Source organism: Candidatus Binatia bacterium (genome assembly GCA_035631035.1).
Lineage (GTDB): Bacteria > Eisenbacteria > RBG-16-71-46 > SZUA-252 > SZUA-252 > DASQJL01.
Map to the genome: position 1 here is coordinate 1 of DASQJL010000084.1, position 20,995 is coordinate 20,995.

Annotated in this window: 15 protein-coding genes; all 15 read left to right on the forward strand. The window is 67.0% G+C overall.

Going from position 1 to position 20,995, the window contains the following annotated elements:
* Positions 1–894 (forward strand): HNH endonuclease (locus tag VE326_09530; protein ID HYJ33446.1); only part of this gene is annotated, 894 nt, incomplete at its 5' end.
* A 159-nt stretch (positions 895–1,053) separates the two neighbouring features.
* Complete coding sequence (locus tag VE326_09535; protein HYJ33447.1) at positions 1,054–3,480, forward strand: SLBB domain-containing protein; 2,427 nt, start codon at positions 1,054–1,056, stop codon at positions 3,478–3,480.
* The gene (locus VE326_09540; protein HYJ33448.1) at positions 3,477–4,463 is read left to right on the forward strand and encodes a Wzz/FepE/Etk N-terminal domain-containing protein; all 987 of its coding nucleotides are present in this window, start codon (positions 3,477–3,479) and stop codon (positions 4,461–4,463) included. The genes VE326_09535 and VE326_09540 overlap by 4 nt, the downstream gene beginning before the upstream one ends.
* Before the next feature lie 29 nt (positions 4,464–4,492).
* Complete coding sequence (locus VE326_09545) at positions 4,493–5,842, forward strand: oligosaccharide flippase family protein (GenBank protein ID HYJ33449.1); 1,350 nt, start codon at positions 4,493–4,495, stop codon at positions 5,840–5,842.
* Positions 5,839–7,218 (forward strand): O-antigen ligase family protein, encoded by a 1,380-nt coding sequence (locus VE326_09550; protein ID HYJ33450.1) that lies wholly within the window; start codon positions 5,839–5,841, stop codon positions 7,216–7,218. Before VE326_09545 ends, VE326_09550 begins: the two co-directional genes overlap by 4 nt.
* The gene (locus tag VE326_09555; protein HYJ33451.1) at positions 7,218–8,339 is read left to right on the forward strand and encodes a glycosyltransferase family 4 protein; all 1,122 of its coding nucleotides are present in this window, start codon (positions 7,218–7,220) and stop codon (positions 8,337–8,339) included. Before VE326_09550 ends, VE326_09555 begins: the two co-directional genes overlap by 1 nt.
* 584 nt (positions 8,340–8,923) lie before the next feature.
* Positions 8,924–9,556, forward strand: a complete 633-nt coding sequence (locus tag VE326_09560) for a glycosyltransferase (protein HYJ33452.1) — start codon at positions 8,924–8,926, stop codon at positions 9,554–9,556.
* A 19-nt stretch (positions 9,557–9,575) separates the two neighbouring features.
* Entirely contained in the window at positions 9,576–11,531 is a 1,956-nt protein-coding gene (gene asnB, locus VE326_09565; protein ID HYJ33453.1) for an asparagine synthase (glutamine-hydrolyzing), read from the forward strand.
* 305 nt (positions 11,532–11,836) lie between these two features.
* Positions 11,837–13,792: a bi-domain-containing oxidoreductase gene (locus tag VE326_09570; GenBank protein HYJ33454.1), complete on the forward strand. Its 1,956-nt coding sequence runs from the start codon at positions 11,837–11,839 to the stop codon at positions 13,790–13,792.
* A 1-nt stretch (position 13,793) separates the two neighbouring features.
* Entirely contained in the window at positions 13,794–15,002 is a 1,209-nt protein-coding gene (locus VE326_09575) for a hypothetical protein (GenBank protein ID HYJ33455.1), read from the forward strand.
* Positions 14,999–16,060 carry a DUF354 domain-containing protein gene (locus tag VE326_09580; protein HYJ33456.1) on the forward strand — a complete coding sequence of 354 codons (1,062 nt, stop codon included), beginning with the start codon at positions 14,999–15,001 and terminating at the stop codon, positions 16,058–16,060. Before VE326_09575 ends, VE326_09580 begins: the two co-directional genes overlap by 4 nt.
* Entirely contained in the window at positions 16,042–17,178 is a 1,137-nt protein-coding gene (locus VE326_09585; GenBank protein ID HYJ33457.1) for a DegT/DnrJ/EryC1/StrS family aminotransferase, read from the forward strand. Before VE326_09580 ends, VE326_09585 begins: the two co-directional genes overlap by 19 nt.
* Before the next feature lie 225 nt (positions 17,179–17,403).
* Entirely contained in the window at positions 17,404–18,822 is a 1,419-nt protein-coding gene (locus tag VE326_09590; GenBank protein HYJ33458.1) for a sugar transferase, read from the forward strand.
* Between the two features lie 44 nt (positions 18,823–18,866).
* On the forward strand, positions 18,867–19,970 hold the full coding sequence (locus VE326_09595; GenBank protein ID HYJ33459.1) for a Gfo/Idh/MocA family oxidoreductase: 1,104 nt from the start codon (positions 18,867–18,869) through the stop codon (positions 19,968–19,970).
* Positions 19,971–19,987: 17 nt separating this feature from the next.
* Entirely contained in the window at positions 19,988–20,668 is a 681-nt protein-coding gene (locus VE326_09600; GenBank protein HYJ33460.1) for an acyltransferase, read from the forward strand.
* Positions 20,669–20,995 lie beyond the last annotated feature (327 nt).

Consider the following 20,995-nt stretch of genomic DNA (forward strand, 5'->3'; position numbering starts at 1 on the left):
GAGCTGGTCGAGGCCGCCACCCATCGGTCCAAGCGCGACGTGGAGAGCATGATTGGCGCTCGCTTTCCGGAAGCTCTGCCCGAAGCAAGCGCCTCGGCAACGATCCGCCGTGTCGCGCCGGCCCCGGTGACCGAGAGAGCCGAACCTGCCTTGCTGTTCGACCCCATTTGCTCGGACGTGCCTTGCAGGGAGCAAAGCCTCCTCGGCCCGATCTCCACGCCGTCAACAGGAGACGACGCTAAAGCGGGCGAATCCGTGTCAACACGGCACAAATTACGTTCCCCGGGGAACGTAAAATTCGATTTGCCCCCCGAAGACTCCGAAGGCGAGACCTGCTCAACCCCGGTAGAAACTTCGAACGAGGCTCAACCAGCACCGGGGCGACCCGCCGACGTCCGCGCACCATCGGAGCGGTTCCTGGTCCGTCTCACCATCGCGCGCGCCACCCACGACAAGCTTCGCGAGGCTCAGGCGCTGCTCAGCCATGCCGTGGCACCCGGAGACGTCGCCGAGGTTCTGGACCGCGCGCTCGATCTCCTGCTCGTCCATCTCAGGAAACGGAAGGTCGGCTCCGGGCGACGAGAACGTCCACGCTCCAGCGGCCACCTCGGGGGTGAAGGCCGCCATATTCCCGCGGAGATCCGCCGTGCTGTCTGGGAGCGGGACGAGGGGCGGTGCACTTTCGTCAGTGCTGAAGGGCATCGCTGTGCTGAACGCGGAAGCCTCGAATTCGACCACATCGAGCCGGCCGCGCGTGGAGGCAAGGCTACGGTGGAGAACGTGAGGCTGCTTTGCCGCGCGCACAACCAGCTCGAGGCCGAGCGCGCGTTCGGGCCAGCGTTCATGAACCGGAAACGGCGAAAATTCGACCAAAATTCATCCAACATACGTTGACAGCCCTTCGACACGCGTGCTAATGATCGCGCGAACCGGGGGGCTCCGGCGTTTCGGGGAGCTCCCTGCCTACCCGCAGTCGGAAACTCTCGAACACCACGGACGGGGTCGAAGATCAACCGACTAGCTCACACCGCGCCCTGTGTGCTGTTGGCCGTGATGCTCCTGACGGCGGCCGCCCTGTGTCTCGTCTCGCCCTCTCTCGCGTCAGCCCAGTCCTCCACCGACGTCCGCGACAAGATCCAGCGCTCCGGTCACTCCGAGCAGGAAGTCCGCGACCGGCTCGAAGAGTCGGGCATGACGCCGGCGCAGATCCGCGCGGCGCTCAAGGAGGCGGGCTACGATCCCGACGCCCTGAACGAGTATCTTCCGGGCGGAAAGCGCGGACCGGGAGCCTCGTACGCGGACGATTCCACCGGCACCGTCGAGGCCCAGCCGCCCAGTGACGCGCTGACCGCCCCGCTTGCGCCGCCCGCCTTCGTCGAGCCCGCCCCGCACGCCAAGATCCGCCCCGAGGACTGGCCCGAGTTCACCAAGGAAGTCGCCAAGCGGACCCACATCGACGATCCGGTCCTGCCCTTCGGCTACGAGGTCTTCGGCTACCTGCCGGCGACGTTCGAGCCGCTCTCGGCGGGCCCCGTGGATCCCGACTACCCGATCGGCCCCGGCGACGAGGTGATCGTGCAAGTCTGGGGCGACAATCAGTTTACGCACGCTGCCGTCGTGAACCGCGAGGCCACGATCAGCGTCCCCGACATCGGCCAGGTCGTCCTGAACGGGCTGACCCTGGGCCAGGCGAAACGGCTGATCACCGACCGGCTGGGCGCGGTTTACAGCGGCATCCGCGCGCGCCGCGCCACAACCTTCGTGGACGTGACGCTCGGGAAGCTCCGCACCATCCAGGTCTTCATCCTCGGCGACGTCGTCCGGCCCGGCGGCTACACCATCTCGTCCGTGGCCACGGTGCTGAACGCGCTCTACAACGCCGGCGGCCCCACGCCGCGCGGCTCGATGCGCGACATCCGCATCATCCGCCACAACCAGGTCTACCAGCACGCCGATCTCTACGGTTACATCCTGACGGGAAGCAAGGCGGAGGACGTGCGGCTCCAGAGCGGAGACGTCGTGTTCGTCCCGCCGATAGGAAAACAGGCCGCGGTCGTGGGTGAGGTGCATCGCCCGGCAATCTACGAGCTGGCGCCGGGCGAGGGGCTTCAGGAGCTATTGAGGCTGTGCGGTGGGGTGCTCACGACCGCGGTCATTGATCACGCGCTGATCGACCGCGTGGTGCCGTTCGCCGAGCGTGATTCGCTGGCGGGGCAGGACCGGGTGGTGGTGGACGTGCCGCTGCGCTCGGTGCTGGCCGACGCGGCCAAGGACGCCGAGGTTCACGACCGCGACATCCTCCAGATCTATCGGATCGGCGACACGCGGAAGAACACCGTCGAGATCACCGGCAAGTCGGTGATCCATCCCGGCCTCTTCCAGTGGCGGCCCGGGATGCATGTGGCCGAGCTTCTGAAGGACGCCGGCGGGCTGGATCCCGACGCCTACATGGACCGCGCGCAGATCTTCCGGACCAATCGCGACGGCACGCGCACGATGCGCTCGTTCAACCTGAACAAGGCGCTCGCGAATCAGGGCGACGACAATCTGGCGCTCCAGGAAATGGATTCGATCGCGGTGACGTCGGTCTGGGACATCCGCGACCGGCACACCGTCGCGATCAGCGGGAATGTCCGGAAACCCGGCACGTATGAATATCTCGACGGCATGACCGTGATGGACCTGATCTTCCGCGCGGGCGGCCTCACGGAATCGGCCTACAAGCTGAGAGCCGAAGTCTCGCGGGTGGACTCCACGACCATCGCCACGACCAAGGCGGCCGAGGTGCATCAGGTCGCGATCACCGGCGACTACGCGGTGCACTCCGCCGACTCGACGTTCGCGCTGAAGCAGAACGATCAGATCTTCGTCCGGGAGGTCCCCGACTGGGACCTGCAGCGGAACGTGACGATCGCCGGTGAGGTCGCCTACCCGGGAACGTACTCGCTGCAGCGCCCCGACGAGCGCCTTTCTTCGCTGATCACGCGCGCCGGCGGATTCAAGCCCTCGGCCTATCCGCGCGCCGCGACCTTCACGCGCCGGCAGGGCAACGCCGGCCGCCTGTCCGTGGACGTCGAGCGCGCCGCGAAAGGGAAGAGGCCCAGCGACGTGATGCTGGAGGAGGGCGACCAGATCTTCATCCCGAAACAGCCGCGGACGGTCAAGGTCGCGGGCGAAGTCGGCTTCCCGGCCAGCGTCCTCTACGAGGGCGGAAAGTCCCTCGGCTACTACATCGAACAGGCCGGCGGCTACACCGACAACTCCGACAAAGGCCGGGTGAAGGTCATCCAGCCGAACGGAAAGGTGAAGTCCGTCCGCTCCACCTGGTGGGACCCCAAGCCCGATCCCGGCGCCCTGGTCATCGTGCCGAAGAAGGGCCCGGCCGAGAAGAAGGAGACGCTCAAGGACATCGCAACGATCGTGGGCATCGTGTCGGGAGCTGCGACTACGATCTTCCTGGCCCACCAGGCGACGAAGTGAGCCCGTCAACACCCCCGGTTCCATGGTGGTCTGACCGCGTCTGGCTTCGAAACACGATCCTGTACGCCATTCTCATCGCCGGGCTGGCGACCGGTATTTCCCTCCTCATGCCCAAGACGTACCGCTCGAACGGAAAGATCCTGCCGAATTTCTCAGGCTCCGCTGCTTCCTCCCTGCTCAATCTGGCCGCGGCCTCCGGTTTCGGCGACATGCTCTCCGGTGACCTGTCGAATACGGAGAATCCGGTCGTCACGTACCCTGAGATCCTTACGAGCACGAACTTGCTGGAGCGCGTCGCCCTCAGCCCGTTCCCTGTCGCCAGGTCCGAGTCCACGGACACCGTCATGAAGGCGATACGCGTCAAGGGATCCGATCGGCGCAGCCTCGATCGCGCTGTGCGCCTCCTCCGCACGATCACCGCCGTAGACGCCAACCCCCGGACGGGCGTCATCAATGTGAGCGCCGTGACTCGAGACAGCGTCCTGTCCGCGTACATCGTTCAGCGGATGCTGGTCGAGCTCGACCGCTTCAACGTGGAATCCCGGTCATCGCGTGGGCGCGCCACCCGCGAGTTCGTCGAGGGGAGGCTGGGCGAAGCCCAGAGGGCGCTCGCCTCCGCAGAGCAGAGCTTGGCGGGGTTTCGACAGGGGAACATCCGGGTGAGCGGATCCCCTCAGTTGCAGCTGGAGCAGGCGCGGTTGGAGCGTGAGGTGGAAACCCGGTCCGAGCTTTCACGCATGCTCGCACGCGAATACGAGACGGCGCGAATCGAGGAGAAGCGCGATACACCGACATTCACCATAATCGATCCTCCTCGCCCGCCCGTTCGAAAGTACAGACCCAAGACAACCGTGAACGCGTTGCTCGCTCTGATCGGGACCCTTGGGATTCGCGCGTTCCTTGCGAGGCTGAAGGAGCTCCGAACGGGCTCGGGCACCTACCTGCGCGAGCTACCACAGCGGGAGATGCCAGCGGGCGCTTGAGCGAGCGCAAGCGATGGTGAGGGGGTGGGGTGTCTCAATCCGAAGCCGTTGCAATTCAGGAAGAGACGCCTGCCTCCCAGGAATCGAGGCTCGACCCGAGGGCTGACCCGCGTCCCCCGCTTTCGACCCAGATCGGTTGGACGGCCGCGGGAAACGTGGGCTATGCCGCGTTGCAGTGGTGCATGCTCATTGTGCTTACCAAGCTTGTGCCCGCGGTTGCCGTAGGACAATTCGGTCTCGGCCTTGCTCTATCGGTCCCCGTCCTCATGTTTACCAATCTTCAGCTGCGCTCGATCCAGGCGACACGGGCGTCGGATCGATTCGAGTTCGACGATTACCTCGGTGTGAGGCTCGTGTCGACGGCTGCCGCTCTGGTCTTCCTTGCGATCGCGGTGGTGATCATCGGGTACCGATCGGCCACGGCCTGGGTTGTTTTGGCCGTTTCCTTGTCCAAGGGTATCGAGTCGATTGCGGATACGGTGTACGGCCATCTGCAGCATCGGGAGAGGATGAATCGAATCGCAATATCGATGCTCTGCCGCGGCGCGCTATCGCTGCTCGTATTGGGCGGGGTGTTGTGGATCACGCGAAGCGTCCTGATCGGCGTCCTCGGAATGGCCGTCGCATCAGGCCTCGTCCTTCTCGCCTACGACTTGCCGAGCGCCCGTGCCGTGACGCGAGCGTCCCGGACTTCCAGACCTAGCCAGCCAGGGAATGGCCCCCGATTTCACATCGTAACCATGCGCGCGATCGTCACGCTCGGCTTGCCCTTGGGAGTTGCGAGCCTGCTGCTGGCACTCGCGGCGAACACGCCCCGTTATTTCCTCGAACGCTGGCATGGAGAAGCCGCACTTGGATACTTCGCGGCGCTCGCCTATCCCACGGCCGCATTCTCGATCGTGGTGAGCGCCTTTGGCCAGGCCGCCACGCCTCGATTGGCTGAGTTCTATCGGACGAACCGGCGGGCGTTCTGGCGACTCGTCCTTTCGCTATGCGCCGTTCCGGTCCTCATTGCCATCATTGCGGCCATCGGCGTGATGGCCCTCGGATCGTCACTGCTCTCGTTCTTTTACAAGCCGGAGTACTCCCGGTACTTCGACGCTTTCGTGATCATGCTCGCCAGCGGAGCCACGTGGTCGTTGGCTTCCGTTCTGGGGTTTGCGGCCACGGCAGCACGCAAGCTCGCGGGGCAGGCGCCCGTCTCGCTCGTCGTGTGCGCGGTCACGCTGCTCCTGAGCGTGATTCTTGTCCCCGGCTTGGGTGTCCGCGGCGCCGCCATCGTATCCGTCCTTTCCGGGCTGACGTCGACGGGAGCGTATCTCTCGCTTCTGGTGTGGCGTCCGGTCCGCGTCCAGACGCCTGGCACCGTGACCCCATGACCACGGCAACCCTCTCCCGGGGGCCTGGGCGGCTCGCACTCGGCGCGGTCCTGATCGGTGTCGCGGCGGGGTTTGCATGCTTGCCGCGAGAGGCAGCCGTGGTGGCGGCCCTCGCCTGGGGAATGACGCTCCTCTGGTTCCTGCCGCGAGAAATGAATGTCATGCTTCCGCTCCTCCTTCTGCTCTCTGTTCCTGCCGATTACATTGCCGGGCTCGATGGCCCCGCCCATGGTTTCTTTGTCCTTGGCGCCACGTTGACCCTGTGCCTGGCCGCGGGTCTGAGGTCGGGATTCGCGTCGCCGTCGCTCGATGACTGGGATCTGTACGCGCTGATCGCGGTGCTCTGTGGTGCGACCTTGCTCCACGCTTCAAACGGCGAGCTGCGAGGGGTCCTTTTTTGGATCGGCGCAGGTCTCTTCCTCTGGTGGCTGAGGGCCGAGGAGCGCGGAGCCTCGGATGTTCGTGGCCAGGTCGTTCACGCTCTGCTGTTCGCGGGTGCGCTGGGCGGCCTCATCGCGATCATCGACCGAGCGCACCTGTTCGATGCGGCCCGGTTGATTCCAGGGTACGAACCGCATGAGCTGGAGTTCTCGCTCGAGAGCGGCTCGCGCGCGGCTGCTCTCAGCGGCCATCCCCTCCGCTTTGGAAGTCTCGCAATGCTTTCTTCCATATTTGCGCTGGCGTACGCCACCGACGAGCAAGTAGTCGGTGGGCGTAAGCGGCTCTATGTGGGTCTTCTGTTCCTTTCCCTGGCCGGCCTGGTCTTGTCGGGCGCCCGAGGATCGTGGCTTGGCGCGGCCATCGCCTTGGTTTCGTTTCTCCTCCTTCGGTTCCGGTCAGGGAGTTGGAGAGCTGCCGAAAGAGTCCTGGTCTACGTGGCGGGAGCGGCGATTCTCGTGTGGGCGAGCGGCTTGTTCCGGCTGATCCAGTCGCGGCTATTCGGCGCGGCGTTCCACCCCGGCTCGATCAACCAGCGGGTGCTCGTCGTCGAGGGAATCCGCTATGTGTGGACCCAGGTGCCTCTGTTCGGCGTTGGGTTCGGCGGTGCGGCGGAAATGGGCATGAGAATGGGCCTGAGACTCCTGAACCTCGAGAATGAATACCTCCGCTTCTTCTTCACGGCTGGATTTGCCGGGCCGATCGCCCTTCTCCTCGTCGGAATCAGGAGGATGCGCGCTGCGGCCAGCCGCCTCTCGAGCGCTCCCGTCCGTACCGGGACGCTCTGCGCCCTTCCAGCCATCCTGGTCAATGTCGGCACGTACAACCTGTTCTCATGGTCGATGGGGCCACCTCTTCTGGCGGCGCTTGCGTTCCTGGCGATGCCCACGACGTCGTCTGGAGCGAACCACGCTGCCATGGCGAGGAGCTCTCACTGATGCGCGTCGCCATCGTCCTGTGGTCGGGAGCCTACGGCGGGGCCGAGACCTGGAGTCTGGCCCTGGCCGAAGCCCTGTCCAAACGGGCCACTGCCGGTGTCGTCGTGGTCGGGAACCCGGAACCGCTCTGCGATCGACTCCGTGGTAAGGAGATCCGGCTCGAGGCGCTACGCCTCCGCAGAGGACGAGACGTCCTGGCCCATGCGGCTTCCTTCGCCTCCCACGTGCGCGGCATCGGCGCTGACGCATCGATCCTGCCTTCGGGCGGCTATCTGGCTGCTGCCCTCCGTCTGGGTGGCTACCGCGGAAGGGTCCTCGCCGTCGAGCATGGCGACCTTCTACAACGGCCGCGGTTGAATGCCATGCGCCGGACCGTCCGGTCCCTGGATGCGCTGAGCGGATCGTGGGCTGTCGATGCTTTGGTGGCGCCCTCCGACTACATGCTGCGAGAGATGTGCCGCCATGTCGGCGACAGGACCGTTCGCCGCATCTACCTGGGGGTGGATGTCGATTCTGGAGCCCCGAAACAGGAATTTGCTGACGACACGACGCTGACGGTTGGCTTCGCGGGCCGGCTCATCCCCGGGAAGGGACTCGAGGTCCTGCTCGAAGCGGTATCTCGAACGACGTGTCCGGATGTCCGTGTCGAAGTGGCCGGCGATGGGCCGGAACGCGGGCGACTCGAAGCGGAGGCCATGAGGCTGGGCATCAGCGATAAAGTCCGCTTCCATGGCTGGGTAGGGGATTTGCCTGCCTTTTGGAGACGATGTGCGATCGCCGTCGTCCCTTCCCGGGAATGGATCGAGTCCTTCGGCATGGTTGCCGTGGAAGCCATGGCGCAGGGATTGCCCGTGATCGCCGCGCGCAATGGCGGACTGGCGGAAGTCGTGTCCGAAGGTGAGACCGGTGCTCTGTTCGACGTGGGCGACTCCGAGGCTCTGGGCCGCCTGATTTCATCCTACGCCGGCGATCCGGGGCTGCGGCGCCGCCAAAGCGTTCTCGCCCGAGAGCGGGTGCGGACTCGATTCAACATCGACCGATGCGCCCAGGAGTTCCTGGAGCTCGTGCGTGGATTGAGCGATCACCAGGGCGAACGGGCCGCCATGACAGGTAAAGCGTGAAGGTCGCCATCGTAGCCCTCACGGACTTTCAGGACTTTCCGACGGGCGGAATCCTGACCTTCGTACGACGATTCGTCGAGGCGGTCGGCGCTCGACCGGGTCTCGAGACGACGCTGGTAGGATGGAGTCCCCGTGAAACTCCTGTCGGCGCCGCGAGGGAGCGAGTTCGCATCGGTCCCACGGAACATGACTTCCTTGCCGTAGGAAATGGGCGGCTTCATGGAGTGCTTCCGGACCGCGTCCAGTTCTACATGAATCGGCGCCGATGGGACCAGGTTCTCGGTGGGCTTCGCGGCGTGGAAGCGTACTACTGCCATTCACCCGAGGCCGTGCTTCGCGTGGCGCGGTCCCGCTACCGCCGCCCGATCGCGCTTCACCTCCATGGGGCCATCAACAGCGTGGGAAGGTCACGATTTGCGCTTGGGAGGATGCGCCCCGTCACGACCGCGTATGAGACCCTCGTACTTCGACCGGCGCTCCGGCTGTGCGATGCCGTCTTCGCGACCGTGTCGGACTCCGAGTTCGGGGATCTGTCGCGACGGGGATTGGTCAGCGTGGGGGTGCCTTGCAAGCGAGTGCCTGCCATGGTCAGCCGCCGGGGTAGCCCACGCGAAGCAGCCCCCTCCCAACGACTCCGGCTCGTCTGTGTGGGGCGCCTGGAACGCATCAAGGGCATCGATCTCGTCGTGCAGTCGGTTGCCGTTCTGGTTGGGAGAGGTCACGAGTGCACCCTGGATGTCCTTGGTGACGGGAGCGAGCGAGGGCGCCTGGAGCAGCTCGTGGCCCGGCTCAACCTCGAGCGGGCGGTTTCCTTCAAGGGCACGTTGAGTGAGGTGGGCGTTCAGCAGGCGCTTCAGGAATCCGACATCTTCATAAGCGGCAGCTATCAAGAGGGCTTTTCCCTGGCGCTCCTTGAGGCCCTCGCGCAAGGGCTTCCTGCCGTGGTCACGGACGTGGGGAGCGCTAGAGATGTCGTGCGCGATGGTATTACCGGATACGTCGTGGACCGTCGCGACCCTTCCGTTGTTGCCGATCGGGTGCTCGCGGCGGCGGCGCTGCGTCAGGAGATGAGCTCTCGATGCAGGGCCGTTGCCGAACCCTATTCCAGTGGAGCGGTCTCGGGAATCATCGTCGACACCTTGGAAGCGATCGCCCGCCGTTCGACCGATCGTCCTGCCCCCGTGAACACGCCAACCCTGTCGCAGGCGGCACGATGATGCCGAGGGGTGAATCGTAATGTGCGGCATCGCCGGGTTCATCGGAGTTGATGCGCCGGAGAAAGCAAGCGCCATGACCCGTGCCCTGGCTCATCGCGGACCGGACGACGAGGGCGTTTGGACCTCACCGACATTCCCTTTGTCCCTTGGCAACCGCCGACTCCAGATCGTCGATCTGTCACCTGCGGGCCACCAGCCGATGCTTTCAGCTGACCGCCGGCTTGCCCTGACGTTCAACGGCGAGATTTATAACGATGCTGATCTCAGGGCGGAGCTCGAGCAGCACGGGCACTCGTTCCGATCACAGACGGACACGGAAGTTGTGCTCCATGCGTTCGCGGAATGGGGGAGCGCAGCCCTTTCACGGATCCGGGGAATGTTTGCGTTCGCCCTGTGGGACGAAGCCGAGCGTACGTTGCTGATCGCCCGAGACCGGTTGGGAGTCAAGCCGCTCTACTACGCGGTCTCTGGCGGAGCGTTTGCGTTCGCGTCTGAGATCCGATCGCTCCTGACCTCGAAGCTTATTGCGCCGGAGCTCGATCCTGCGTCCCTTGAGAGTTACTTGAGGCTCCTCTGGGTCCCGGAGCCGCGGACCCTTTTCCGGCGGGTTCGGAAACTGGAGCCTGGGACGTATCTCCAGTGGCGGGATGAACAAGCCAAGGTCGTCCGATATTGGGATGTCCCCAAACCGTGCGGCGGCACTCCGTCGGCGGAGGAATTCCGCGAGACCCTGAGCGCAGCCGTCGCCCGCCAGCTGCGGTCCGACGTACCTGTCGGAGCGTTCCTCAGCGGCGGAGTGGACTCGACGGCCATCGTGGCCATGTGCCAACGGGCGGCTTCCCGGCAGCTACGCACCTATTCGATCGGTTTTCGAACCAAGGATCGCGCGGCAGAGGGTGCCTATGACGACCTGGCGTACGCGCGGATCGCCGCGAAGAAGTTCGGAACGGAGCATCTCGAGATCATTCTCGAGCCCGACGTCGCGTCGATCCTGCCTCGCGTCGTGCGGCACCTCGAAGATCCTATTGCCGATCCCGCCGCGATCAATTGCCTCCTGATCTCGGAAGCAGCGCGAAGCTCGAGCACGGTGTTGCTGGCGGGCACGGGAGGGGACGAGCTGTTCGGGGGATACCGGAAGTACGCTACGGCGATGCTTCTCTCCGGCTACCGGATCCTTCCCGGTCCGCTGAGAGAACTTGTTCTGGAGCCCCTGGTCCGCCGCTTGCCGGTTCGGATCGGCGGCCGCGGAATTCGCGCGTTCCGTTTTGCCAAGAAGCTCGTGCGATATGCCGGGGATCCGCTGTTGGACCGGTTCATTGGATATTCCTCCTATTACGACAGTCCGGAGCTTTCCGAATTGCTGGGCAAGGACCTGGGCGCCGTCGACCCTTATCGAGGGGTTTGGCCCTTGGTGGAAGCCTGGAATTCTCGGGGAACGGATGACGTGATCGATCGGATGACCTACGTAGATCTAAAGTACTATCTCCCCGGGCTCAACTTGGCCTACATGGACAAGGCCAGCATGGCCGCGTCGGTCGAGGTGCGTGTCCCTCTCCTGGATGAGGCGCTCATTGACCTGGCCTCTCGAATTCCCGGAAATCGCAAAGTCCGCGGGACTCGCACGAAAGTGGCCTTCCGAGAGGCGCTGCGTGACGTGGTTCCAGCCGAGATCCTCTCCAGGCCCAAGGCACCGTTCGCCGTGCCCATTCGGTCCTGGTTGGCCGGGGACCTTGCGGAGTACGTGCAGGACGTGTTGAATCCTTCTCGCGTGCGTGCGCGGGGACTCTTGGATCCCAATGTCGTGCAGGCGCTGGTCCGGGAGCACCATACGGGTCGCGAGGACCACTCGCTTCGGATATGGGCCCTGCTCACCTTGGAGCTCTGGATGCAGGAATTCTGCGACAATCCCGCGTACGCGGGCAGCAGCATCCCATCGAGGGAGATCGCCTTGGCTCCGAGCGTCGTCGCGACATGAAGCAGGTCGATCTTGATCCTTCGCGCGGGATCGTGAGCATCCGCGATGTGCCCGTGCCTCGCGCGGAGCGAGGGAGCATTCTCGTGCACGTGGCACGTTCCGCGATTTCTCCGGGCACCGAATCGTCCAAGGTTGCGCTCGCAGAGAAGTCTCTGTTCGAGAAGGCTCGTCAACGCCCCGATCAGGTGACAAAAGTTCTCGACACCATGCGCAGCGAAGGTATCGGCGCGGCAGTGCACAAGGTCCGGAATCGACTGGGGCAGCCTCAGCCTCTGGGCTACTCGCTCGCGGGAACGATCACCGCGATGGGTGAGTGCGACACCGCCTTTCGGGTCGGCGACCGGGTTGCGTGCGGGGGCGCAGGTGCTTCCCATGCTGAAATCGCCTCTGTTCCGGAAAACCTCGTCGCGCGGGTACCTGATGGCGTCGATCTTGCCGACGCGGCGTTCACTACCATCGGGGCGATCGCCCTCCATGGCATCCGCACCGGCAACGTTGTCCTTGGCGATCGGGTCCTCATCATCGGGCTGGGACTCATCGGGCAGCTGACCCTCCGACTCTGCGTTGCTGCGGGGGCTCATGTCTTTGGTGTGGATCCTCGGCGGGACCGGGTGGATCTGGCGTTACAATCGGGCGCCGAGCGGGCGGACACGCAGCTCGATACGTCCACCGCGCAGCAGGTCCACGATTGGTCCTCGGGGCGTGGCGCGGATGTGGTTCTGATCACCGCGGGTGGGGCGGACAATGGGCCGCTCGTCCTTGCGGGCGCCGCGGCGCGCGACCGCGCGAAGGTCGTCGTCGTGGGCGCGGTGGACCTGGACGTGCCGCGCGAGCCGTTCTACGAGAAGGAGCTTTCGCTCACGGTTTCCCGCTCGTATGGGCCGGGGCGCTACGACCCGGCCTTCGAAGAGAAGGGAATGGCGTATCCCGTCGGTTTCGTCCCGTGGACGGAGCGGCGGAACATGGAGGAGTTCTTGAACCTCCTCGCGTCGGGACGTCTCTCTCTGAACGGCTTGAAGGGCGTGACGATCCCCTTCGAGCGCGCGCCGGAGGGGTACGAGCTGCTCGCGGGGAAGAACGGACCCTCGCCGATCTCGGTGGTCCTCGAGTACGGCGCCAGTCCGTCCGCGAACGGAGATGCGCCGGCGACAGCGTCGCTCGCGGCGCTCACCGCGGAAACGCCCGACGTCGCGCTCACCCCGGCGGACGGCCTTCCCGGGGCCGTCGCCGCCGCTGCCGCCGCGACTCCCGAAGCCGAGCCGGCTCGCCGCCGCTTCGCGCCGCGTCCGCTCCAGGTCTCCTTCCTGGGTCTCGGCAACTTCGCCTCCACCTACCTGCTGCCGCCGGTCAAGGCGGCGGGGGCCAAGCTGGAGCGCGTGATCACGGCGACGCCGATCAAGGCCGAGACGGCCAAGCGCCGCGCGCGTTTCCGCGTGGCGGGCACGGTGGCCGACGACGCGATCGACGATCCGCGCACCGAGGTCGTCATCATCGCCACGCGGCACGACGTGCACGCGGAGTACGCGGTGAAGGCCCTTCGCAGGAACCGGGCGGTGTTCGTGGAGAAGCCGCTCGCCCTGTCGACCGAGGAGCTTCAGGCCGTGACCGCGGCGCTCCGTGAGACCCAGGGGCGCCTGATGGTGGGCTTCAATCGCCGCTTCGCTCCCGCCACGACCTGGGCCCTGGACGCGCTGGGTCCGAATAGCGCGGGGCTTCGCGTCCTGATCCGCGTGAACGCGGGCGCGCTCCCGCACCGGCACTGGCTTCTGGACCACGAGTCGGGAGGCGGCCGGCTCCTGGGCGAGGCGTGCCACTTCATCGACTACGCCTGCTACGTGGCAGGCGCCGCCCCGACGCAGATCGAGGCGCGCGCGCTCGACGCGCCCCAGGAAGAGACGGGCCATCAGAGCTATCGCATCGATCTCCAGTTCGAAAACGGCGCCATGGCCACGATCGACTACCTCGCCAACGGCGACGCCTCCCTTCCCAAGGAGCGGATCGAGATTCACCGCTCCGGCACATCCCTCGTGATCGACGACTTCCGCTCCGCCTCCATCCATCGCGCGGGCAAGCGCCGCAACAAGAGCTGGGGCGCGCGCGACAAGGGGCACGCGACGGAAGTCAGAGCCTTCCTCGAAGCGGTCCGGACGGGGGCCCCGACCCCGATTCCGGAAGAAGAAAGCATCCTCAGCACGGCGCTGACCTTGGCCGCAGCCCGCTCGATTCGCGAGGCGCGGCCGATTCGGCGCGAGGAGTGGTGACATGACATCCGCGGACGCCCTTCATCGAATTCTGGAACGCGCCGAGCTGGACGGCTGGGCGGGATCGGACCCCTACGACGCGCTTCTCTCGCCGCTGGGCCGCGCGGTCACGCGCTTCGGCGGCCTGCCGCGGTTCGTGCTCTCGCAGCTGGTGCTGCGGGTGCCGGCCGCGCGCACCTTCACGAATCCGCCGGTCACCGTGAACACGAAGGGGCTCGCGCTGTTTCTGGGCGCAGTCACCCGCGGGCGGCATCTCCTGGGCTCGACGCGCCCGCGCGAGCTGGCGCGCGAGCTGATTGCCGAGATCGAATCGCGCGCCACGCCTGCCGGCGGGGGACTGGGCTGGGGCTATCCCTTCCCCTGGCAGTCGCGCTCCTTCTGGGCGCCGGCGGGAACGCCGAACGCGGTGGTGACGGTCACGGTCGGTTGGCACGCGCTGCGCGCCGCCGAGGTCTTCGAGGACGCGAACGCGCGCGCGTTGGGGCTGGGCGCCGCGCGCTTCCTGGCCTCGGGGCTCAACCTCGTTCCCGTCGCGCCCGATGCCGTCGCGATCTCCTACACCCCTGCCGACCGCACGCGCGTCGTGAACGTGTCGGCGCTCGCGGGGCGCCTGCTGCTCCGGGCGGCCCGGGTGGGCGGCGACCCGGAGCTGGCCGTCCTGGGCGGGAAGCTTCTCCGCTTCGTGCTCCAGGCACAGCGGCCCGACGGATCGTGGCCCTACGCGGTGGAGAAGGGGGGCGCCTGGATGGACTCGTTCCACACCGGGTACGTGCTGGAGTCCCTGGTGCACGCGCGCGAGATGGGTTTTCCCGTGCCGGACGGCGCGCTCTCGCGCGGGATCGAGGCCTACGGCCGCTTCTTCGCTCCCAATGGCGCCGCGCGGCTCACGCTGACCGACTCCTCGCCGTTCGACGCGCACTCGGCCGCGCAGGGCATGGTCACGTACGGAGCCGTCGCCCAGTCCGAGGCCGCGTCCGACTCGCGCCGGCACGCCGCCCGCGCCGCGGCGTTCGCGATCGCCGACTGGTCGCTGCGGGCGCTCTGGGTTCCTGGCGAGTCGCACTTCGCCTACCGCATCGCGCGCGGGTGGCGCGACGAGCGCGAGTTCCTGCGCTGGGTGCAGGCGTGGATGGCGCTCGGCATGGCCACGGTGGAGTCGCTCCGCACGGTGGAAGAGCCGGCCGCCTCGGTGCCCGTGGGCGTCGCGTGAGGGTCTGGATCGACGTCGACAACGCGCCGCACGTCCAGATTTTCCGCCCCATCATCGGGCGGCTCCGCGAAAAGGGCGCGGAGGTCTCGGTGACCGCGCGCGGACGGACGTTCGTTCCCGAGCTGCTCCAGGCCGCGTCGATCGATCACACGATCATCGGGAGGGGACAGCCGCGCGGGGTCGCGGCCAAGGCGACCGCGCTCGCCGGACGCGCCGCGGCGCTCGCGCGCTACGCCTCGGGCGAGCGCTTCGACGTGGCCGTGGGGCACGGGTCGCGATCGCTCCCGCCCGCCGCCCGCATGGCGGGCGTTCCCAACCTCACGATGTTCGACTACGAGCACGTCTCCACCTGGCTCTTCCGCCGCTTCTGCGACCGCATCCTGATTCCGACGGCGGTGGCAGGCAGCGTCGTGGGCGCGCGGCCCGGGGATCCCTGGCGCACGTTCGACGGCTTCAAGGAGGAGATCTATCTCGCCGATTTCGTTCCGGACGGCACCATTCGCCGCAAGCTCGAAATTCGCGACGACGAGGTACTTGTGGTCGTACGCCCTCCCAGCCGAACGGCCCACTATCACGACGCCGCCAGCGAGGCGATTCTGGATGCGGTGGCGCGGCGGATCGGGCGGGGGCAAGGGGTTCGGGCGGTATGGCTTCGTCGCGACGCATCGGAGGTGGTGCCCGACTCCGCACGCGCCGCCAACATCCTCGTTCCCGAAGGGCCGCTGGATGGGCTTTCGCTGCTTGCGGCGGCCGATCTCGCGATCTCGGGCGGCGGCACGATGAACCGGGAAGCGGCGCTTCTCGGCACGCCCGCTTACAGCATCTTCACGGGTCCGGCGGGGGCGCTGGACCAGGAGCTGATCCGCACGGGGCGCCTGACCGCCGTTCGCGATCCGGAGGCGGTCGCGGCGATTCCGTTCGTCAAGAAGCCGGAGGCGCCACCGTTCCGATACGGCGGCGACCTTCGCGAGCACGTGGTGGACCAGATCTGGGACCTCGGGACGCACCGGACGCGGGCTGGGGCAATGGGGAGGAAACGGTGGGCGTTCCCTTCGTAGACCTGAAAGCGCAATACCAGAGCATCCAGGAAGAGATCGACGCGGCGATCCGCGAGGTCGTCGCCTCGTGCGCGTTCGTGCTGGGACCGGCGGTGGAGCGGTTCGAGCGCGACTTCGCCGAATTCCTCGGCGTCGAGGAAGTGGTCGGCGTGAACAACGGCACGGCCGCGCTCCAGCTCACGCTGCTCGCGCTGGGGATCGGACCCGAGGACGAGGTGATCGTCCCCGCGCACACGTTCATCGCGACGGCCGAGGCGGTCTCGCACGTCGGGGCCAGGCCGGTGTTCGTGGACGTGCGCCGCGACACGGCGAACCTGGACGCCTCGCTCCTCGCGGCCGCGGTCACCCCGCGCACGCGCGCGATCGTCCCGGTGCATCTCTACGGCCAGCCGGCGGACATGGAGCCGATCCTTCGCTTCGCCTCCGAGCGCGGGCTGATCGTGGTCGAGGACGCCTGCCAGGCGCACGGCGCGCACTACCGCGGCCGGCGCGTGGGCTCGTTCGGGCGCGCGGGCTGCTTCTCCTTCTACCCGGGGAAGAACCTGGGCGCCTACGGCGAGGGGGGCGCGATCGCGACCAACGATCACGAGCTGGCGACGCGGCTGCGCCGCCTGCGCGACCACGGCCAGACCGAGCGCTATCACCATGCCGAGGTCGGGTACAACGCGAGGCTCGAGGGGATCCAGGGGGCGGTGCTCGGCGTGAAGCTGCAGCACCTCGACCGCTGGAACCGCGCGCGCCGCGCGCACGCCGCAGTCTACGAAGAGGAGCTGGCGGTCGCCGGCGTCACGATCCCCTTCGAGGCGGAGTCCTGCGAGTCGGTCTATCACCTGTTCGTCGTGCGCTCGGAGCGGCGCGACGCGCTGCGCGAGCATCTCGGGGCGCTCGGGGTGCAAACCGGACTCCACTATCCGATCCCCGTGCACCTCCAGGACGCCTACGCGGCGCTCGGCCACCACGAAGGAGACTTTCCGGAATCGGAGGCGTGGGCGCGCGAGTGCCTCTCCTTGCCGATGTTCGCCGAGCTGACGTTCCAGCAGATGGACGAGGTCATCCAAGGCGTGAAGTCGTTCGGCTTAACGACTGCGCCCCAAGCGAATAAAGGGTTGACTACGTAGCGTTCCGCTGTTCTACTGCGTTTCGTGGCGGGGCAGGGAAGGCCCCCGAATGTGGTCCGCACACCGACACGGCGACGAGGCAGCGCCGGGAGGACCGCACTGAAGCAGGATGGATTCGCCACGCGAAGCCGCGAGGCTCGTCGCGACGTGCGCGACACGCTGTCCGCGGTATCGCCCGACTCCGCGCGGTTCGACGATTCGCGACCGGGATCCTGGGATGCCCCGATGCATCCCGCGAGCCCCGCGGCGCATCGCGCCGTCACGGCCGCCGCGATCGGCGCCGATCTCGTCGCGATCGCCTCGGCGTTCTTCCTCACCGCGCTCGTCCGCTTCACCCCCGAACGCCTGCTGACACCGCTCGCGCGGCCCGACGGCGTGGCGCTCTTCGGATGCTCCGCGCTCCTGTGGGTCGCGTTCCTGAGCGCCCGCGAGGCCTACGCGCCGCGCGCGATGATTTCCATCGCGGCGCAGATCCTTCGCGTGCTCGGCGCCGCGCTCCCGGCGTGGGTGCTCACGCACCTCGTCGCGTTCGCGCTGAAGATCGAGGTGCCCTTCGAGAGCCGCCTGGCCGTGGGGCTCTCGCTGCCGGCGACGCTGCTCTTCCTGGCTGCGGGACGGCTGCTCCTCGTGCGGCCGCTGGCGCGTCGGGCCTACGGCCGGCTGGCCCACGGCCCGGTGCTGGTGCTGGGCGACACCGATCGCGCCGTGCGGCTGGTCGAGCACTACCACGAGAGCTACGACGGCGCGCGCGCCGTGCACCTCCACGATCTCTCGTCCATGACCCCCGAGCGTGCGAGCGACCTGGTCGAGAGCCTCGGCGTGAGCGAGGTGGTGATCGAGCCGCAGGGCCGCGCGCTGGAAGAGGTGTTCGACACCGCGTTCGCCTGCCTCGACGCGCAGGCCGAGGTGGTCGTGGTCTCGAACCAGCTCCACGTCGTGACCGGACGCGCCGCGATCGCCGACATGGCGGGCGTGCCTGCGATGCGCTTCCGCCGCCCCGACCTGCGCGGCCCCGAGGCGCCGCTGCGGCGACTGATCGACATCGCCGGCGCCGCCGTCTGCCTGGTCGCCCTTGCCCCCGTGTTCCTGCTGATCGCGATCGCGGTGAAGTTTTCCTCGCCCGGGCCGATCTTCTTCCGCCAGGAGCGGGTGGGACGCGGCGGCCGCCGGTTCACCATGCTCAAGTTTCGCACCATGGTGGCCGGCAACGACCCCAGCGCCCACCGCCAATACCTGGCGTCCTACATCCAGAGCGGCGCTCCCGCATCCGTCGCCGACGACGGGACCCGGATCTACAAGCTGACGCAGGACCCCCGCGTCACCGCCGTGGGAGCGTGGCTCCGCGCGTTTTCGCTCGATGAGCTGCCGCAGTTCTGGAACGTGCTCATGGGGGAGATGAGCCTGGTCGGGCCGCGTCCCTGCCTTCCGTACGAATGGGAACTCTACCGGCCCTGGCAGCGCCGCCGCCTGGACGTCATGCCCGGATGCACCGGGCTCTGGCAGGTCACCGCGCGCAGCCACGTGGCGTTCGACGAGATGGTGATTCTGGATCTGCACTACGCGCATCACGGGAGCATCGGCCGGGACCTGTGGCTGATCGCTCAGACGCTGCCCGCGATGATTCGGGGAAGGGGCGGCTACTAGGGGCGGGTTCGTTGCGGCAGGTCTCGGGGCCGCGGGGAGGGGAGATGCACGTCGGGGTGATCGGCTGCGGGTACTGGGGACCCAATCTCGTTCGGAATCTGCTGTCCAATCGAAAGTGCGACGGCGTCACCGTGTGCGACGCGAGCGAGGCGAATCTGGAGCGCGCCCGCGAGCGGTTCCCGCAGCTGCGGTGCGTGGGGAGCGCCGAGGAGCTCTTGGCCGACCGGCTGGTCGAGTCGGTGATGATCGCGACTCCCGTTTCGACCCACTATCCCCTGGCGCGCGCCTGCATCGAGTCGGGCCGCCACACGTTCGTGGAAAAGCCGCTGACGGCGTCGGTCGCCGAGGCCGAGGAGCTGATCGACCTGGCCGACCGCTACGGGGTGACCCTGATGGTGGGACACACCTTCGAGTTCTCCCCGCCGGTGGTGAAGATCAAGCAGATCATCGAATCGGGCACGCTCGGAGATATCTTCTACGTGTCGGCGATCCGGGTAAATCTCGGCATCCACCAGAAGGACGTGAGCGTGGTGTGGGACTTAGCACCCCACGATCTCTCGATGCTGTTCTACTGGCTGGACGAGGCGCCCTCGGCGGTGGCGATGATGGGCGGCGCCTACGTGCGCCCCGGGATCTCGGACGTCGCCTTCGTGAACCTCCAGTTCGCGAGCGGGACGATCGCGAACTTGCAGGTCTCCTGGCTCTCTCCCAGCAAGCTCCGGCAGACGACCATCGTGGGATCGCAGAAGATGCTGATCTACGACGACACGAACGCGATGGAGCGCGTCAAGGTGTTCGACCGCGGCGTCGAGTTCCTCGAGCCGACCACGTTCAACGAGTACACGCTGACCTATCGCACGGGGGACATCGTCTCGCCGGCCATCCCCACGACCGAGCCGCTGCAGCTGGAGATCGATCACTTCCTGGAGTGCGCGGCCACTGGCGAACGGCCCCGGACCGACGGGCTGAGCGGGCTCCGGGTCGTGCGCGTGCTGGAAGCGATCGAGCGGAGCGGGAAGAACGGGAACAGGCTCGAGAAGATTCTTCCGGACGGCGCCGTGTGGCCGGTCGATCCGCTGGAGATGGCGCGGGCCCGTCGGATGGTCGGCGCGCGGCATGGCAATGGGAGTGGCAACGGCCACGCGTAAGACATCGAGGTGACACCATGAGCGGCAACGCGACGATCGAAGCCCTTCCCGGAGTCCAGGTCTATCCCGGCGTCGAGATCGGGGAAGGCGCGGTATTGGAGGCGCCCCTCGTTCTCGGCAAGCCTCCGCGCGGTCGCGAGCCCGGCGAATTGAAGTTGGTGATCGGCCCCGGTGCGGTGATCCGCCCCTTCACGACCATCTATGCCGGCACGGTCTTGGGCGCCGGCGTTCAGACCGGTCAGTGCGTCTCGATCCGCGAGGACAACGAGATCGGTGAGGGAGCGTCCATCGGCACCGGGGCCATCCTGGAGTTCGGCAATCGTGTGGGAGCCCGCTCGCGCATCCACTCCGGATGCTTCCTCGAGCTGACCGTGATCGAAGAGGACGTCTTCGTCGGCCCGCGCGTCGTCTTCACCGACGACCCCCACCCCATGGGCTGCCCGCGGTACCAGGAATGTCTCGGCGGCGTGAAGGTGCGCGCGCTCGCGCGGATCGGCGCCAACTGCACGCTCCTCCCCGGCGTCGTCGTCGGGCGCAATTCGTTAGTCGGCGCCGGCAGCGTCGTCACCCGGAACGTGCCCGACGACATGGTCGTCGCGGGCAACCCCGCCCGGGTGATCCGACCTGTCGCGGACTTGAAGTGCGTCGCAGGCTTCTACGCCCGCCCGTACGAGTGGGCGCCGTACCAAAGCAAGTAGAACTCCCCGCTTTCTCGGACATACTCCAGAGTATGTTCATGTGCCGGATCGGCGCACCGCGTAGGGAATGATCCCTCGAGGGATTCGTCTGCGGTGGTGGCCAAATCGCCGGTATGAGTCTTGCGACCTGGGATGGGCTCCACGCGGGGAATATCAATCCCTCACTACGACCCCGGGTGTTGACTTGACGCATCAGCGCCATGGATGGCGCTTTGGGGGTCGCCATGATCCGACATATCGTTCTCGCCGCCGCCCTGGGCGCGCTGCTGGCCTGGGCCGATCCTTCCTTTGCCACGGCATTTCTTACCGAAGTCGTCGATCCGTCCC

Excerpts from the sequence above, each read along its gene's own strand:
- VE326_09535 (HYJ33447.1), top strand. The coding sequence starts at position 1,054 with ATGCTCCTGACGGCGGCCGCCCTGTGTCTCGTCTCGCCCTCTCTCGCG.
- VE326_09550 (HYJ33450.1), top strand. The coding sequence starts at position 5,839 with ATGACCACGGCAACCCTCTCCCGGGGGCCTGGGCGGCTCGCACTCGGC.
- VE326_09555 (HYJ33451.1), top strand. The coding sequence starts at position 7,218 with ATGCGCGTCGCCATCGTCCTGTGGTCGGGAGCCTACGGCGGGGCCGAG.
- VE326_09560 (HYJ33452.1), top strand. The coding sequence starts at position 8,924 with ATGGTCAGCCGCCGGGGTAGCCCACGCGAAGCAGCCCCCTCCCAACGA.
- asnB (HYJ33453.1), top strand. The coding sequence starts at position 9,576 with ATGTGCGGCATCGCCGGGTTCATCGGAGTTGATGCGCCGGAGAAAGCA.
- VE326_09570 (HYJ33454.1), top strand. The coding sequence starts at position 11,837 with ATGGGTGAGTGCGACACCGCCTTTCGGGTCGGCGACCGGGTTGCGTGC.
- VE326_09575 (HYJ33455.1), top strand. The coding sequence starts at position 13,794 with ATGACATCCGCGGACGCCCTTCATCGAATTCTGGAACGCGCCGAGCTG.
- VE326_09590 (HYJ33458.1), top strand. The coding sequence starts at position 17,404 with ATGCATCCCGCGAGCCCCGCGGCGCATCGCGCCGTCACGGCCGCCGCG.
- VE326_09595 (HYJ33459.1), top strand. The coding sequence starts at position 18,867 with ATGCACGTCGGGGTGATCGGCTGCGGGTACTGGGGACCCAATCTCGTT.
- VE326_09600 (HYJ33460.1), top strand. The coding sequence starts at position 19,988 with ATGAGCGGCAACGCGACGATCGAAGCCCTTCCCGGAGTCCAGGTCTAT.